Annotated in this window: 11 protein-coding genes; 1 reads left to right on the forward strand and 10 read right to left on the reverse strand. The window is 70.4% G+C overall.

From position 1 onward, the window contains the following. From BO39_RS19840 to BO39_RS19885, 10 genes are all read right to left on the reverse strand, one after another. The coding region (locus BO39_RS19840) for a hypothetical protein (protein WP_043836711.1) at positions 1-302 on the reverse strand (302 nt) is incomplete at its 3' end. A gap of 169 nt (positions 303-471) precedes the next feature. Next, entirely contained in the window at positions 472-1956 is a 1485-nt protein-coding gene (xrtA, locus tag BO39_RS30220) for an exosortase A (protein WP_052402338.1), read from the reverse strand. Beyond that, the gene (locus tag BO39_RS19850; RefSeq protein WP_043836713.1) at positions 1953-3176 is read right to left on the reverse strand and encodes a TIGR03087 family PEP-CTERM/XrtA system glycosyltransferase; all 1224 of its coding nucleotides are present in this window, start codon (positions 3174-3176) and stop codon (positions 1953-1955) included. Before BO39_RS19850 ends, xrtA begins: the two co-directional genes overlap by 4 nt. 4 nt (positions 3177-3180) lie before the next feature. Continuing rightward, on the reverse strand, positions 3181-4230 hold the full coding sequence (locus BO39_RS19855; RefSeq protein ID WP_211257492.1) for a FemAB family XrtA/PEP-CTERM system-associated protein: 1050 nt from the start codon (positions 4228-4230) through the stop codon (positions 3181-3183). Positions 4231-4234: 4 nt separating this feature from the next. Next, complete coding sequence (locus BO39_RS19860; RefSeq protein ID WP_342666332.1) at positions 4235-5110, reverse strand: XrtA system polysaccharide deacetylase; 876 nt, start codon at positions 5108-5110, stop codon at positions 4235-4237. Continuing rightward, entirely contained in the window at positions 5107-6069 is a 963-nt protein-coding gene (locus BO39_RS19865; protein ID WP_043836715.1) for an AAA family ATPase, read from the reverse strand. The genes BO39_RS19860 and BO39_RS19865 overlap by 4 nt, the downstream gene beginning before the upstream one ends. A gap of 10 nt (positions 6070-6079) precedes the next feature. Further along, positions 6080-7948 (reverse strand): TIGR03016 family PEP-CTERM system-associated outer membrane protein, encoded by a 1869-nt coding sequence (locus BO39_RS19870; protein ID WP_156963784.1) that lies wholly within the window; start codon positions 7946-7948, stop codon positions 6080-6082. Next, entirely contained in the window at positions 7945-8991 is a 1047-nt protein-coding gene (locus tag BO39_RS35005) for a P-loop NTPase (protein WP_043836719.1), read from the reverse strand. Before BO39_RS35005 ends, BO39_RS19870 begins: the two co-directional genes overlap by 4 nt. Next, the gene (locus BO39_RS19880) at positions 8988-10502 is read right to left on the reverse strand and encodes an XrtA system polysaccharide chain length determinant (RefSeq protein ID WP_084698287.1); all 1515 of its coding nucleotides are present in this window, start codon (positions 10500-10502) and stop codon (positions 8988-8990) included. The genes BO39_RS35005 and BO39_RS19880 overlap by 4 nt, the downstream gene beginning before the upstream one ends. A gap of 13 nt (positions 10503-10515) precedes the next feature. After that, a complete protein-coding gene (locus BO39_RS19885) occupies positions 10516-11214 on the reverse strand; it encodes an XrtA/PEP-CTERM system exopolysaccharide export protein (protein WP_245615285.1) in 699 nt (232 codons plus the stop codon). A gap of 497 nt (positions 11215-11711) precedes the next feature. On the opposite strand from BO39_RS19885, the gene BO39_RS19890 reads away from it, so the two are divergent. Beyond that, positions 11712-13091 carry an exopolysaccharide biosynthesis polyprenyl glycosylphosphotransferase gene (locus BO39_RS19890; RefSeq protein WP_084698288.1) on the forward strand — a complete coding sequence of 460 codons (1380 nt, stop codon included), beginning with the start codon at positions 11712-11714 and terminating at the stop codon, positions 13089-13091. Positions 13092-13096: the final 5 nt, after the last annotated feature.

Here is a 13096-nt window from a genome sequence, read left to right on the forward strand (position 1 = left end):
TGGGTGACCTCGAAGGTGACGGTGTGGGCGGTGGCGAAGTTGCCCATGCTGCTGACCGAGGTGGTCTGCACGTCGAGCGCCGGCTGGGCGACCTGGGGGAAGCCGATGGAGAGCGCGGTGACGATGGAGAAGTTGGCGGAGCTGCCGGTGACGAGGAGGGCGCCGCTCGACGAGGTGGAGGCGGTGCCGGGGACGAAGACGCCGTCCTGGAAGATGCGCGCCGAGAGCTCGGGCGCGGCCTGGGCCTGGGAGGCCATGCCGAGGGAGAGAAGGGCGGCGGCAGCGAGGAGAAGCTTGCGCATGGAGGAGGGGTTCCTTGGCGGTGGTCGGGTGTCCGGAAGACCGTTGCGGCCTACCCGATACACACAATGGCAACGACCATGCCAAGGCGATTTCATCAGAAATAACAATAGGATATTGGTTTTGTAATCCGTATAGAACCGGGTTTGTAAAGGTATCCGACAAGAGGTGTCAGTTCCCCGCGCGGCGAGACAGCGCGTCTGCCCTGGCCGCCAGCTCGCTCTGCGCTTCCGCAAGGCTGGTGAGAAGTGTCCGGCGCTCCGCAGCGCCCGGGGCGCTCTCGCCCTCTGCGCGTAGGGTGATCGCGAGCACAACCGGCATCCCGCCATTGCCGCGCAGGCTGTTCAGCGCCTGCATAGCGCGCGACCGCAGCCCATCCCCGGCGAGGTGCCCGTCGAGCCAGGCTGCCGCGGCATTGGTGTCGAGAGACTCCGGCGCCTGGCGCGCATCCCAGGTCACGTCGCCCGCGGGAATGCGAAAGATATAGGCCTCGTCCTCCTCACCCAGCAGGCGGCGGCGCGTGGCGGCGACACCGGCCCAGGTGGTGCGCGCGGGAAAGACCAGCAGGCGGGCTGTCGCGGTCAGCCCGCCGCAGTCCAGCGCGCCATCCTCGCGCGCGGTGCAGCCCGGCACGGCCGCGAGGCGCGGGGTCGCGGTCATCGGTTCCCCACCCGCCTCGTCCAGCACAGCCGCTACGCCGGGTGCCGCAGAGGACAGGAGCGCGACGAGCACCCCCGCCAGGACGAAGCGCGCTCCGCCGGGCGCCGCGCGCGGCGTGGCCGGGGCGGAGATCCCAGCCGGGGCCGAATCCTCGCGGAAGGGCAGGCCGGCCAGGATGAGAAGGACGAGCACGAGCGAGAAGAAGCCCCAGCCGTAGACCACGTGGTCCGCCGCCGCGGCCTCGGCGGAGCCGAGATGCTGGGCCAGCACGACGATGCCGAGGGCGCGCGCGCCATTGGCAAGGATCGGCACGATCACGGCGGCCGCCAGCACCGCCGCCCGTCGGCCGGGGCTGCGGAACAGCGTGACGGCGTAGAGCGCGCCGAAGGCGAGCGCCGCCACGAGGAAACGCAGCCCGGCGCAGGCCTCCGCCACCAGGAAGGTCCCGGCCGGGGTCTCGATGATGAAGCTGTCCACGTAGTGCGGGATGCCGAGGACGCGCAGGCCGAACTCGACAAGATACGCCGTCACGGTCTGCAGCAGCGGCACGGCAAAGGCCCCGAAGGGCACGAGGAAGATAAGGTAGAGCAGCGGTGCCGCCATGGCCCGGCAGACCTGCCAGCCGAGGATCGCCAGCGCCATGGCCCAGAGGATGCCGATGGCCGCGAGCTGGCGCCCTTCCATGATCCCCATCCGCTCCGACAGCAGCCAGAGGACGGCCGGCGGCAGGATGAGGAGGGCGAGGGCGGGGGAGGGGACGGGGCCGAGCACCGCCAGCCGATCCCGCCGCACCCAGGCGAGCCAGGCCGCGACCGGCAGCACCAGCCAGCAGTGGTTGTAGGCCGTAGAGGTTTCCCAGGTATGGACGGCCGCGACGATCTCCTCGCGGAAGAGGAAGCCAAAAAGCGCAAGGGCAAGGCCGAGCACGACGAGCGCCCCGGTCCAGCCCGAACGCGGACGTACCACCGCGGTGACGCCCCCCGCCGTGGCGCTCATTCGGCCGCGGCCTGGAGGCCGCCCCCCATCATCGCGTCCAGCCGGCGCAACGTCACCGACCAGGGATAGGTGCCGAGCACCGCCGCCCGCGCCGCCGCGCCGAGGCCGGGATGGGCACCGTCCAGCACCTCCGCCACACGGCGCGCGGTTTCCTCGGCGCCGTCTGCCACCAACAGGTCCTTGCCTGCCCGCGCCCTCACGCCCTCATGCGCCTGGGGGGAGGCAACGACCGGACGCGCCATGGACATGGCCTCCAACACCTTGTTCTGGATGCCGCGCGCGATCCGCAGCGGTGCGACCGCGACGTCCGCGTGGGCGAGGTAGGGCCGCACGTCCGGCACGCGCCCGGTGACGTGCACGCCGGGCAGGGAGGCAAGAGCCGTCACGCTCGGTGCTGGATTGGCGCCGACGATGTGGAACTCCGGCGCCGGGTTACGGCGACGGAGGATCGGCATGACCTCCTGCGCGAACCAGGTCACGGCCTCCACGTTCGGGCGGTAGTCCATCGTGCCGGTGAAGACGAGCGCGGGCGCCGGTCCAAAGGGGCGCTCGCGTGGGACAGAAGGATCGAAGCGGTCGAGATCGACGCCGTTCTCCAGCCAGTCCGCACGACCCGCCGCCTCGGGCGCGAGTTCCACGAAGCGGTCGCGCTCGGCCGGGGAGACGAAGAGGGTGAGGTCGAAGGCCGCCGCGGCACGACGCTCGAAGGCGAGCAGAGTGCGCGCCTCGCGTGCCCAGACCGGGCCCATCGGGAGCCCGGCGCCGGCGGCATAGGCGCGCCACTTCTCAGAATCGACGTCCACCATGTCGAGCACCCGGCGCGGCGCCGGACCGCGCGGCGCCGGTCCCATGGCATAGGGCGCCATGGCCGAAGAATAGACGAAGACCGCGCCATAGCGCCCCTCCGCGATGCCGCCGCGCGCCCAGGCGCTCAGCCCCGGCTCGTGGAACCAGCCGAGCGTCAGCGGCAGCCCCGGGCGGACGGAGGTGACCGCCCGCAACCCCTGCTTGCGCCGGCTGACCGCCCGCCACTCCACCGCCGAGCAGCGCGCCTTGAGGGCGCCGAGGTGGTCGAGGTCTGCCGGGTCGTCCACCAGGCAGCCCAGCTCCACGTCCCAGCTCTCGGCCAGGCGGTCGAGGATGTGCCAGGCGCGGATCTTCTCGCCCTTCTCCGGCGGATAGGGGATCCGGTGGCAGAGGAAGAGCAGGCGGCGCGACATGCGTTCAGCCCAGCCCGCGCGTGAGCGGCGGGCCGAGGATATTGGCCACCGGCAGCGGCAGGCGCTTCCACACCTTGATCATCGCCGCGTATTTCGGGTTCTTCGGGTTGTTCTCCGGCAACGCCGCGCCCGGGCGCAGGCGATAGGCGTAGTGCAGGGGCGTCGGCTCGAAGCCCCAGTTCTTCTTGAAGGAGAAGGCGCCCGTGTCGGACTTGCTGCGGCCGAAGTCGAACATCCGCGCGCCGCGCTCGGCCCCGGCGCGCCGCATCACCTCCCAGTACATGAAGTCGTTGGCGGCGACGTTGCGCGCCTCCGCGGTGCCGCCGCCGTAATAGGGCAGCACCTCGTCGCGGAAGTGGAAGTTCAGCACGGAGGCGACCGGACGCCCCTCGTGCAGCACGGTGGTCACGTCGTGCTCGCCCGGGAAGGCCTCGGCCAGCGCCTGGAAATAGGCACGCGGGAAAACCGGGCTGCCGAGGTTCCGCACGCTCTCCGCATAGACGCGGTGCAGCGTCGGGATGTCGCTGTTCGACACGGAGGTGAGGCCATTCTGGATGCCTTTCCTCACCATCGCACGCTGCTTGCGCGGGATCGCCTTCATGTCGGCATCGGCATCGCCCGTGATCGGGCGGCGGAAGGTCCAGTAGAGGGGCGGGCGCATGCCCCAGCCATGCTCGGTCGGGTCCGGCATCGGCAGCCGGAGGTGACGGAACTCGAGGCAGGCCGCGCCGGTCGTGCGGTGCAACTCGATCGCGTGCGCCTCCAGCGCTGCCGCTGCCTCGGGCGTCGCCGCGACCGGGCCGCCATAGACGCAGAAGGGGGTGGAGGCGAGGAGGTCGCCGAAGAGGGGCGTCTTCATCCGCGCGAGCGGCAGCACGCCGACGATGGCGCCGTCCTGCTCGGCCATGGCGAAATGCGTGCGGTGGCGGAACGCGCGCTCGATCACGCGCGCCCAGGCGGAGAGATGGAAGAAGCCCGCATTGGGCTGCGCGCGGACAAAGCTGTCCCAGGCGCCCTCGCTGGCCGCATCGAGAGGCCGAACCTTCACTGCCACGGTCTCAGGTCCTCGCCGGCTCGGGCACGAGGCCGAAGACCTCGTCCATCCGACCCCAGGAGAAATCGCGCAGCAGCCGCTCCAGTCTCGCCTCCATGGCGCCAAGCCCCACGCGGTGCCTGAAGCGCGAGAGGCGGCGCGCGCCCGGCACCTCCGGCTGGCCCGGATCGACCTCCCAGGGGTGGAAGTAGAAGACGCCCGGCTGTCCGTCCGCCGCGTTCACCCGCCGCAGACCAGCTCGGAAAAGCGGATAGGGCATCAGCCGGAACCAGCCGCCGCCGGCGCAGGGCAGGTTGCGGCCGCCCGCGCGCACCGTGGTCATCGGCACCTCGGTTACCCCGGCCGCGTCGGGCCGGTGCGGCACGCGCGGCGAATCCGGGGAACCGTAGAGGTCGTGCCGGATCGGAAAGACGGAGGACGAGTAGGTATAACCCTCCTCTGCCAGAACGCGATGCGCCCAGGGCGTCAGGTTCGGCCCGATTGAGAATGTGGGCGCGCGGTAGCCGCGCACCGGCACGGCCGCCACGTCCTCCAGCACGCGCTTCGCCCGGCGGATGTCCTCGCGGAAGCGGCTCTCGCCGATCTCGCTGACCAGCTCATGGCCGAAGCCGTGGCTCGCCAGCTCGTGTCCGGCATCGGCGATGCGGCGCACCAGCGCGGGCTGGCGCTCCGCCACCCAGCCAAGGGTGAAGAAGGTGGCGCGCACGCCCGCGCGGTCGAACGCCGCGAGGATGCGATCGGTGTTTGCCTCCACCCGCAGCTCAAGCCCGTCCCAGGCGTCGCGCGGGATGGTGCCGGCGAAGGCCTGCACCTGGAACCAGTCCTCCACGTCCACGCTCATCGCGTTGCGCAGGCGCGTTCCGGGCGAGATGGCGTTCACGCCTTCCCCCGGGGCATGTTGAACAGGTCGGCCAAGCGCCCGAGCACGCGGTCGTGCCGGGCGATCATGCCTTCCACCGAGCCGAGCCGACGCGCCAATTCGTTCGTGTCGCCGTCCGTGAAGTTCCCACCGTTGGAGCTCCCGCGTGGCCCGGCGCCAAGGTCGTCCTCAAGCTCGAGCGCCGTGGCCTCCACCAGGCCGCGCGTGAAGGTCCAGGTTTCCTCCAGCGCGCCGGCGAGCAGCACGCGCGAGCAGAGCCGGTTGATGCGGCGTGGGATGCCGGCGCTGTGCCGGTGCACGCTGTCCAGCGCCTCCGGCTCCCAGTTCGGGCGGCCGTCCCAGCCCACCGCGCGCAGGCGGTGCTCCACGTAGGCGTGGGTCTCCTCCGCCGTCAGCCCCGTCAGGTGATAGGAGGCGAGGATGCGCTGGCGGAGCTGGTCGAGATCCGGACTGGAGAGCGTGCGCCGAAGCTGCGGCTGCCCGAGCAGGATGATCTGCAGCAGCGGCTGCCCTTCCTCCCCCGTGAGGTTGGAGAGCATCCGCAGCTCCTCCAGCGCCGCGAAGGGGAGAGCCTGTGCCTCGTCCACGATCAGCACGTGGCGCTGCGGCCCGTGCTGAAGCGCGCTGCCGACCGCGCGCAGCACGGTCGCCTTGCTGCCCTCCATCGGTGCGCCGAAGGCGTCGGCGGCGAGGGCCAGCAGGTCGTCCGCCTCCACCTGGGTGGTGGCGATGCGCGCGACCGCGAAGCCGCTCGGGTCCAGCCGCGCGCAGAGCCGCTCGACGAGCGTCGTCTTGCCCGCGCCGACCTCGCCGGTGACGACGACGAAGCCCTCGCCTTGCGAAAGGCCGAACAGCAGATGCCGCTCCGCGCGGCTATGCCCGGAACTCGGGAAGAAAAGCCGGGCGTTCGGCGTCATCTGGAATGGCGCTTCGCGGAACCCGTAATATTCGTTGTACATCGTGGCGTCCCTAGAAGTCCTGCCGCAGCGAGACGAGGACGAGATTCTGGATACTGGTGCCCTGGTTAATACCGGCGAAACGGTCCGTGCCGTTGTCGCGGCGGCTGATGGCGTAGAGCAGGTTGCCGGAGAGCCGAGGCGTGAAGCGCCGCACGAGGGAGGCGCTGGCGGTCGCCGTGTTCCCCGACCCAAAGGTGGGGGAGGTGTAGGTGCCGTACTGGAAGTACCCGATGGCCGTCATCTCCGGCGTGAGCTCATGGGCCCAGGAGATGCTTCCCGAGGTGCCACGCTGGGAGAAAGCCACCGTCTCGCTCGTCGTCGCGATCGGCGTCTGCTCCTCGCGGAAGAGGGCGAGGCTCACCGTGTCCCGCGTGAAGCTGCGGCTTATCGAAAGGGCGGCCCGCTTCACCCGCAGCAGCCCGCCTTGCGTCGCCAGGAAGGGATTGCTGCCGAAGCTTCCGGTATCGGTTGCCGGGCTGAAGTTGTTGCCGAGGCTGCCGGGATAGCCAGACTCGTCCAGCGTACCGGTGGAGAGCAGGTCCGTGCCGCGCTGCGTACTCGTGGTCAGCCGGTCGTTGTAGCTGGCCAGAAGCTGGGTGCGCGGCCCGAGCGCGACGTTCGCCTCGAGAGAGGCGGAGTTGTAGCCATCCCGGCGCCCGTAGCGGGCGGTGATGACGCTGTACTCGTTCGGGCGCAGCCGGGTGCCGACCGACCAGATCGGCCCTTGGATGCTCACCCGCGGCGTGCCCGCGTAGCTCTGGTCCTCGTAGCCGCCCTCGACGAAGGCCGCGATGTTGCGCGTGATGCCGTAGAGCGCCTGCACCGACGCCTGGTCGCGATGCGCGCCGTTGAGCACGCCACTACCGCTGAAGGTCGTGCCGCTGATCCGTCCCTCCAGCGCCACCCGGCCAAGATTCTCGCCGCTCCGCAGCACGCCGAAGATCTGGCTCGAGGTGTAGTCCTGCGAGGTGAAGTAACGCTGCCCGGACCCGGGCAGGAAGGCGTCGCTACCCGAGGTGGAGCCGTAGCTGTAGCTGTACCCTGCGATGGCCGTCGCCCAGCCGCCGAAGCGATGCACGTAGTAGGGCGTGGCCGAGAGGTTCACCGTCTGCACGCGGTTGTTCCGCCCGACGACGGTCGTGCCCTCCGGCGTATAGCCGCCGGTGGCCGTGCGCGTATCGCCGGAGCCGCTCAGCGCGAGGAACAGGGATTCCGGCACGATCGTCGCGAGCGCATCGCCCACGAATCGATGGTCGAGGCGGTCCTGGCCTGGAGTGTTCGCGTAGTACTCGTAGGTCGGCGCATAGGTGAGGCCGCCGCGAAGCCGTGCCGTATCCGCCGCGACGTAGAAGTTCGGCGTGATCGTCGTAATGAAATCGGAGCGCTTGTTGCGAGGGTCCTGGTACAGGTTGTCTGTCCAGAGCTCCTGCACCACGACGCTCGGCCGCACCGTGTAGGCACGCCCGTCCGGCAGACCGTAGCCTGCAGGGGGGCCGAGCGGTGCGCCGAGGCCGCCGGGCTGCGCTGGGGAGCCGGAGAAGAGCCCGGCCCGCCCGGGCGGAAGCCCGGCGCCGAGGCGACCGACCGGCGAGCCGCCGAACAAGGTGTCGGCCGCATCACGCGGGGCAAACGGCTCGAAGGTCGTGGCCGCGTCGTCACGCGTGGAGTCGGCCGGGCGCTGCCCGGTGGTGTCGTCGGTCCGGGTGCCGGTGTCGGACGCCGCCGGGGAGGAGGCGCCCGCGCTGCCCTGGCCGCCGCCCTGGTCGGACCCGAGCGCCTCCTGGGCGGCCGCGCCACCGGTCGAGGCCACGGCGCAGGCCAGCGCGAGAGCGACCGCCCGGAGGGGCGGCGCCGATGACGGACGTGCGCGCCGCTTCACTTCGAGTCACCACCGTAGGCGTTGGAATAGGTGCCGAAGGTGTCGCTCTCCGAGAAGCGGGCCTTGTTGAGGACGAGCTGAAGCACGGGGCATGCCTCCACGAGGTCGAGGGCGGCCTCAACTTCGCTGCGCTGCGTGCGCTCCGCCTCCACCACCACCAGCACCTGGCCGGAGACACTGGCCAGCGTTCCCGCATCGCTGGTCGACAGCGCGGGTGGGCTATCGATGACGATGATATGGCCGGGGAGAGCCGCCGAGGTCTGCCGGACGGCGGCCGCCAGAGCCGCGCCCGGCGGCACCGCAGGCCCCTTCGCCTGGGCCACGCCATAGGGCATGACGGAGAGCCGCGGCATGGCCGTCGGAACGACCATGGCACGGGCGTTCCGGCCACCCTCCGCCGCAAGCAGGCGCAGGCCGGGGCGCTCGGTCAGGCCGAGCAGCTGACTGAGGGAATCCACTTTTCCATCCGCATCCACGAGGACGACGGGATGAGACCCGCCGGCCGCGAGGCTAGCGGCGATGTTCAGCGCCAGGAAGGTCTTCCCCTCGCCCGGACGGGCGCTGGTGACGAGGACGACGCGCGAGCGCGCATCGGCAGACGGCGCGGCGAGCATGGTGCGGAGCACCTGGTGCTGCACGACGCTCACCTCCTCAGACGAACGGCTGCGCCCCTTGCCAGGCGTGGCGACGAGCCCGGCCGAGAGAAGAGCCGCGAGCGGCACGGACGGCGGCTGGATCGTGTCAGGGGTGCGGCCCACCGGTGGATCGAGGACCGGGGTGCCCTGGCCGGCGGGCGCGGGCAGGGGGCCCGCCGGCAGCGGCCGGCTGGCCGAGACGCCGGTGGCTGGCGCCGGCGTCTCGCCGGCGCCCGGCCCGGGCGTCGGCGGAACCGGCGCAGGAGCCGGCTGGGTGGCTGGAGGTTCGCCGATCGGCCCGCGCGCGGCCGGAAGCCGCGGCGAGGAGAGGGCATCGAGCCCACCCATGGCATCGATCGCGCGATCGATCAGGTGGGAGCGGGGCGGCTGGGGGCGGGGCTCGCTCACGCGAAAGCCCGCGTCAGGAACTGCGGCGCGTGCGCGATGATCGACGGTCCTGCCACGGCCGCGGCGAAGGCGACGAAGAGAACCGCGCAGGCCGCGCCGAAGGCCGCCGTGGACAGCGCCCGCGGCGCAAGCCGTGGATTCTGCGCCGAGATACGCCCGAGCACCGGCAGGTCGAGCCGCCGAAGGTCGTGCACGGTGTAGAAGCCACTGTCGAGCTGCGACAGGAGGAGGGCCAGCACCACGCCCGCGCCGATCCCCGCCACCAGCACGCCCGCGAGGAGGAGCGGACGGTTGGGCGAGACCGGGATGAGGGACGCGGTTGGCGGGTCCACCACCTCAAGCTTCACGCGGTCCGAGCCGGTGCGCGCGGCATCCGCGAGGGAGATCGACTCGCGGCGGGCGAGCAGTTCCTCGTAGTTGCGGCGAAGCACGTTGTAGTCACGGTCCAGATTGGTGAACTGCGCCTCGACCTCGGGTTGCTCGCGGGCCTTGGCATCCAGCCGCTCGAGGTCGGCCGTGGCGTCGCGCATCTGCCGCTCGAGCGAGGCGACCTGCGAATCGGCATCGACCATGCGGATCTGCAGCTGCTCGTAAACCGGGTTGGAGCGCATCGTGGCACGGCCACCGCCGCCACCAGTGTTGCCGCTGGCGCGCGCCGCGGCCAGCGCGGCCTGGGCGGCCTTCACGTCTGGATGGGCATCGGTCAGCCGCAGCCGCATCTCGCGCAGCTCGCGCTCGAGATCGGTGACGCGCGAATTGCCGCCGCCGAGCGTCTCGGCCGAAACCATCGGCGGCTGGTTCGCCAGCTGCTGTCGCGTCAGCTCGCGCCGCGTGCGCGCATCCTGCAGGTCACCCTGGATCTGCCGCACCCGGCCGCGCGCCGATTCGAGGCGCGAAAGGCCGCCGTTCGGATCGGGCAGAATGTCGATGTTGCGCGACTGGAACTCGGCACGGCGGCGCTCTGCCTCGCGCAGCCGCACCTCGTAGGCAGCGATCTGAGAAAGGAGGAAGCCCTGCGCGTTCTCGATTCCCTGTCGGTCCGTGCCTGCCGCGAGCTCGATGAAGAGGTTCAGCGTGGCCTGCACCACGTCCTTCGCCATCTTCGGATCCGGATCGGCATAGGAGAGGGTGAAGAGGTTCCGCGTCTGCGGGTTCAGCTTGATCTCCTGCGAGAGCTTGAGCAGCAGCGCCTCGCGGGCGGCGACGCTCGTCACCCGCTTGTCGAGATCGGTGCGCGCAATGATCTGCTCGAGGTTCGGGCGGCTGAGCAGCGTGCGCTGCAGCAGCTCCACCTCGCGGCCCGCAGTGCTGTCGATCGCGATGCCGCGCAGCAGGGTGCTCAGCACCGCGTCGGCGTCCGCATAGACGCGCGCCGTGGAGCTGTAGCGGTCGGGGATGGCGGAGACGCCGATCCAGCCGATTCCGAAGATGAGCCAGGAGAGCGCCAGCGCCTTCCAGCGGTGCCGCCAGGCCGCAGCAACGTGCCGCCTGATCTGTGAGGTAATATTCATTGCCTCGGCCTGCTCAGAACCAGCCGGTCGGTATGACCAGCGTGTCACCCGGGCGCAGCGGAACGTTCTGCGCCACGTCCCCGTCGTTGAGGAGGTCGCGCAGGCGCACCGGAATCGTCTGCCGCGGCGCGCCCGGCTGTCCGCCGGATTCGCGGATGATGCGCGCGCTGTTGCCCGCCGCGAATCGCGTCAGGCCGCGCGAGGCGATCATCGCGTCGAGCACCGTCATCCCCTCGCGGAAGGGAAGCGCCATCGGCTGCGCGGCCTCACCGATCACGCGGATCTGCTTGTCCGCCGGCCCGACGAATCCGCGCACCATGACGGAGACGACGGGCTCACGGATGTACTGCTTCATCCGCCCCTCGATGTCGCGGCTCAGCTGGGTGGGCGTGCGCCCCGCCGCCTGGATGTCCGGCACGAGGGGAAGCGAGAATCGGCCGTCAGGCCGAACCGGCAGGTCGGAGGTGCTCAGCTCCGGCGCGCGGTAGACAAAGACGCTCAGCACATCGCCCGGCCCGATCACGTAGTCGGGCGCAGCGCGCGCGACCTCCTGAACGGGCGCAGTAGCAGGGCCCGAGCAGGCCGGCAGGGCGCCGGCGAGCGAAAGGGCGGCAAGAGAGGCGAGCAGCCCGCGGCGGCCAAGGCCAGCCCGATTCCGGCGGAGACACCCAGGCATCATGTTCAGCGCTCCATCCTTCGGCGTTTCGTTCAAGCTCAACTCCCAGCGGCTCACTGGAACGATCCAGCATGGCATCGGACCGGGAACGTAACCCGGTGGCCTTCAATGGCGTCCCTAGACGAAAACAGTCCTTATCCGAACATCACATGTTAAGGATGATGTCACGGCGAGACCTTTGAAGCACACTGCTCGGTTCGAAATAGTATCTTTGCACACCAGAATCGATCACAAAAGCCGGAGCGGTGAATCGAGCTGCGTTGTGCTCCTCGTGGACGTTACGCATCCGTTGATCACGGCGGTGGCACATCCGATGAAACACAGATTGTTGAGGCGTTTAAGGCTTGCTCTTCGGCGCCAGATGCAATTCCTTCCGTTTCCATTGGACCCAATCCTCGCTGCCGCGATCCACGGCGCTGCGCTTGTGACGACCACCCGCACGTTGAGGGAAGGAAAATCCTTCCCGGAACGTCGCGGCGTCTTGGCGTGGAGCTAGGCCATGTCGCGTGGGTTTCATCAGGAAGCGGATCAGGATGACCAGTCTTTTCGGCCATAGTGTTCGATCGGAAGGCTTGGCCCTGTACATGGCCGAGGCCGTCGTCTGCTTTGCCGTTATTTACCTGCTATCTGCATCGACGAGCGGGCCAGGCTCGCCGGGCGGTTTCCAGGCGGCCGGCCTCGCGGCGATCCTCGCCGTCTCCACCGGCCTGGCCGCCGCGGCGACCGGCATGCATAGCCCGAACGGCTGGCGCCGGGCGCGCGGCCTGCTCACCGGCACGCTGCTCACCGCGATTCTGCTCGCGCCCCTCGCCTGGGCGGCGGTCGAGTTCCTTCGCGTCGACCTCGGTGGCCGAGCCACCAGCCCCGCTGTGGCAGTGGTGCTGCTCTCGGCGGCCGGGACGGGCGTCGTGCTTCTCACCCGCCTCCTCTTTCTTGGCGTCGCGCGCACGGGGCTGTTCACCCAGCGCGTCGCGGTGCTGGACGGCTCGCGCACGGCGCTGATGAAGCTGCCGCCGGCCGGGCCGACCGCCGCCGAGGAACCCTTTCGCGTCGCCCTGCGCATCAGCAGCGAGGCGTTGGCGGAGGCCGGAGGTGCCGCCGCGGTGCCGGGGCTCGGCGCGGCCGAGCTGCGTTCCCGCGGCATCCGGTGGGTGGTTGCGCCGGAGCCGGCGACCGTGCCGGCCACCCTGCGTGAGAACTGGTCGCAGGCTGGTATCCGGCTGGTCGGCGAGGTCGAGTTCCTCGAACGCCTCTCGGGGCGCGTGGACCTCGATGCGCTGGAGCCGCACTGGCTAGAGACGGCGCGCGGCGCGCATATGCGCCGGTCCGAGGCCTTCGTGGGCCGCGCCTTTGACGTCACCGTCTCGCTCGCGCTGCTGCTGCTCACCTTGCCGCTGACGGCTTTGGCGGCGCTGGCCATCCGTATCGACAGCCCTGGCCCGGTTTTCTACCGGCAGGCGCGCGTCGGGCAGGGCGGCAAGATCATCATGCTGACAAAGCTCCGCAGCATGCGCGTGGACGCCGAGGCGGGCGGCGCGCCGCAATGGGCCACGCGGCGCGACCCGCGCGTGACGCGAGTGGGGCGTTTCCTGCGGCTGACCCGTATCGACGAGATCCCGCAGGTGCTGAACGTGCTGAAGGGCGACATGGCCTTCATCGGCCCGCGCCCCGAGCGGCCTGCCTTTGTGGAGCAGCTCTCCCTCGCCATTCCCCACTATGCCGACCGCGCGGTGGTCAAGCCGGGCATCACCGGCTGGGCGCAGGTGAATTTCCCCTACGGCGCCTCGGTGGACGATGCGCGGCAGAAGCTGACCTATGATCTCTACTATGTCCGGCGCCGCAGCCTCTTCCTCGACCTGCTGATCCTCGTCGCCACCGTCCGCGTGATCCTCTTCCAGGAGGGCTCGCGCTGATGCGG

It is taken from the genome of Roseomonas aerilata DSM 19363, from assembly GCF_000711725.1.
GTDB classification, from domain to species: Bacteria; Pseudomonadota; Alphaproteobacteria; order Acetobacterales; family Acetobacteraceae; genus Roseomonas; species Roseomonas aerilata.

What these genes read in the sequence shown, in the direction of transcription:
- BO39_RS19890 (WP_084698288.1), top strand. Translation starts at nt 11,712, where the DNA reads ATGACCAGTCTTTTCGGCCATAGTGTTCGATCGGAAGGCTTGGCCCTG.
- BO39_RS19850 (WP_043836713.1), bottom strand. Translation starts at nt 3,176, where the DNA reads ATGTCGCGCCGCCTGCTCTTCCTCTGCCACCGGATCCCCTATCCGCCG.
- xrtA (WP_052402338.1), bottom strand. Translation starts at nt 1,956, where the DNA reads ATGAGCGCCACGGCGGGGGGCGTCACCGCGGTGGTACGTCCGCGTTCG.
- BO39_RS19865 (WP_043836715.1), bottom strand. Translation starts at nt 6,069, where the DNA reads ATGTACAACGAATATTACGGGTTCCGCGAAGCGCCATTCCAGATGACG.
- BO39_RS19880 (WP_084698287.1), bottom strand. Translation starts at nt 10,502, where the DNA reads ATGAATATTACCTCACAGATCAGGCGGCACGTTGCTGCGGCCTGGCGG.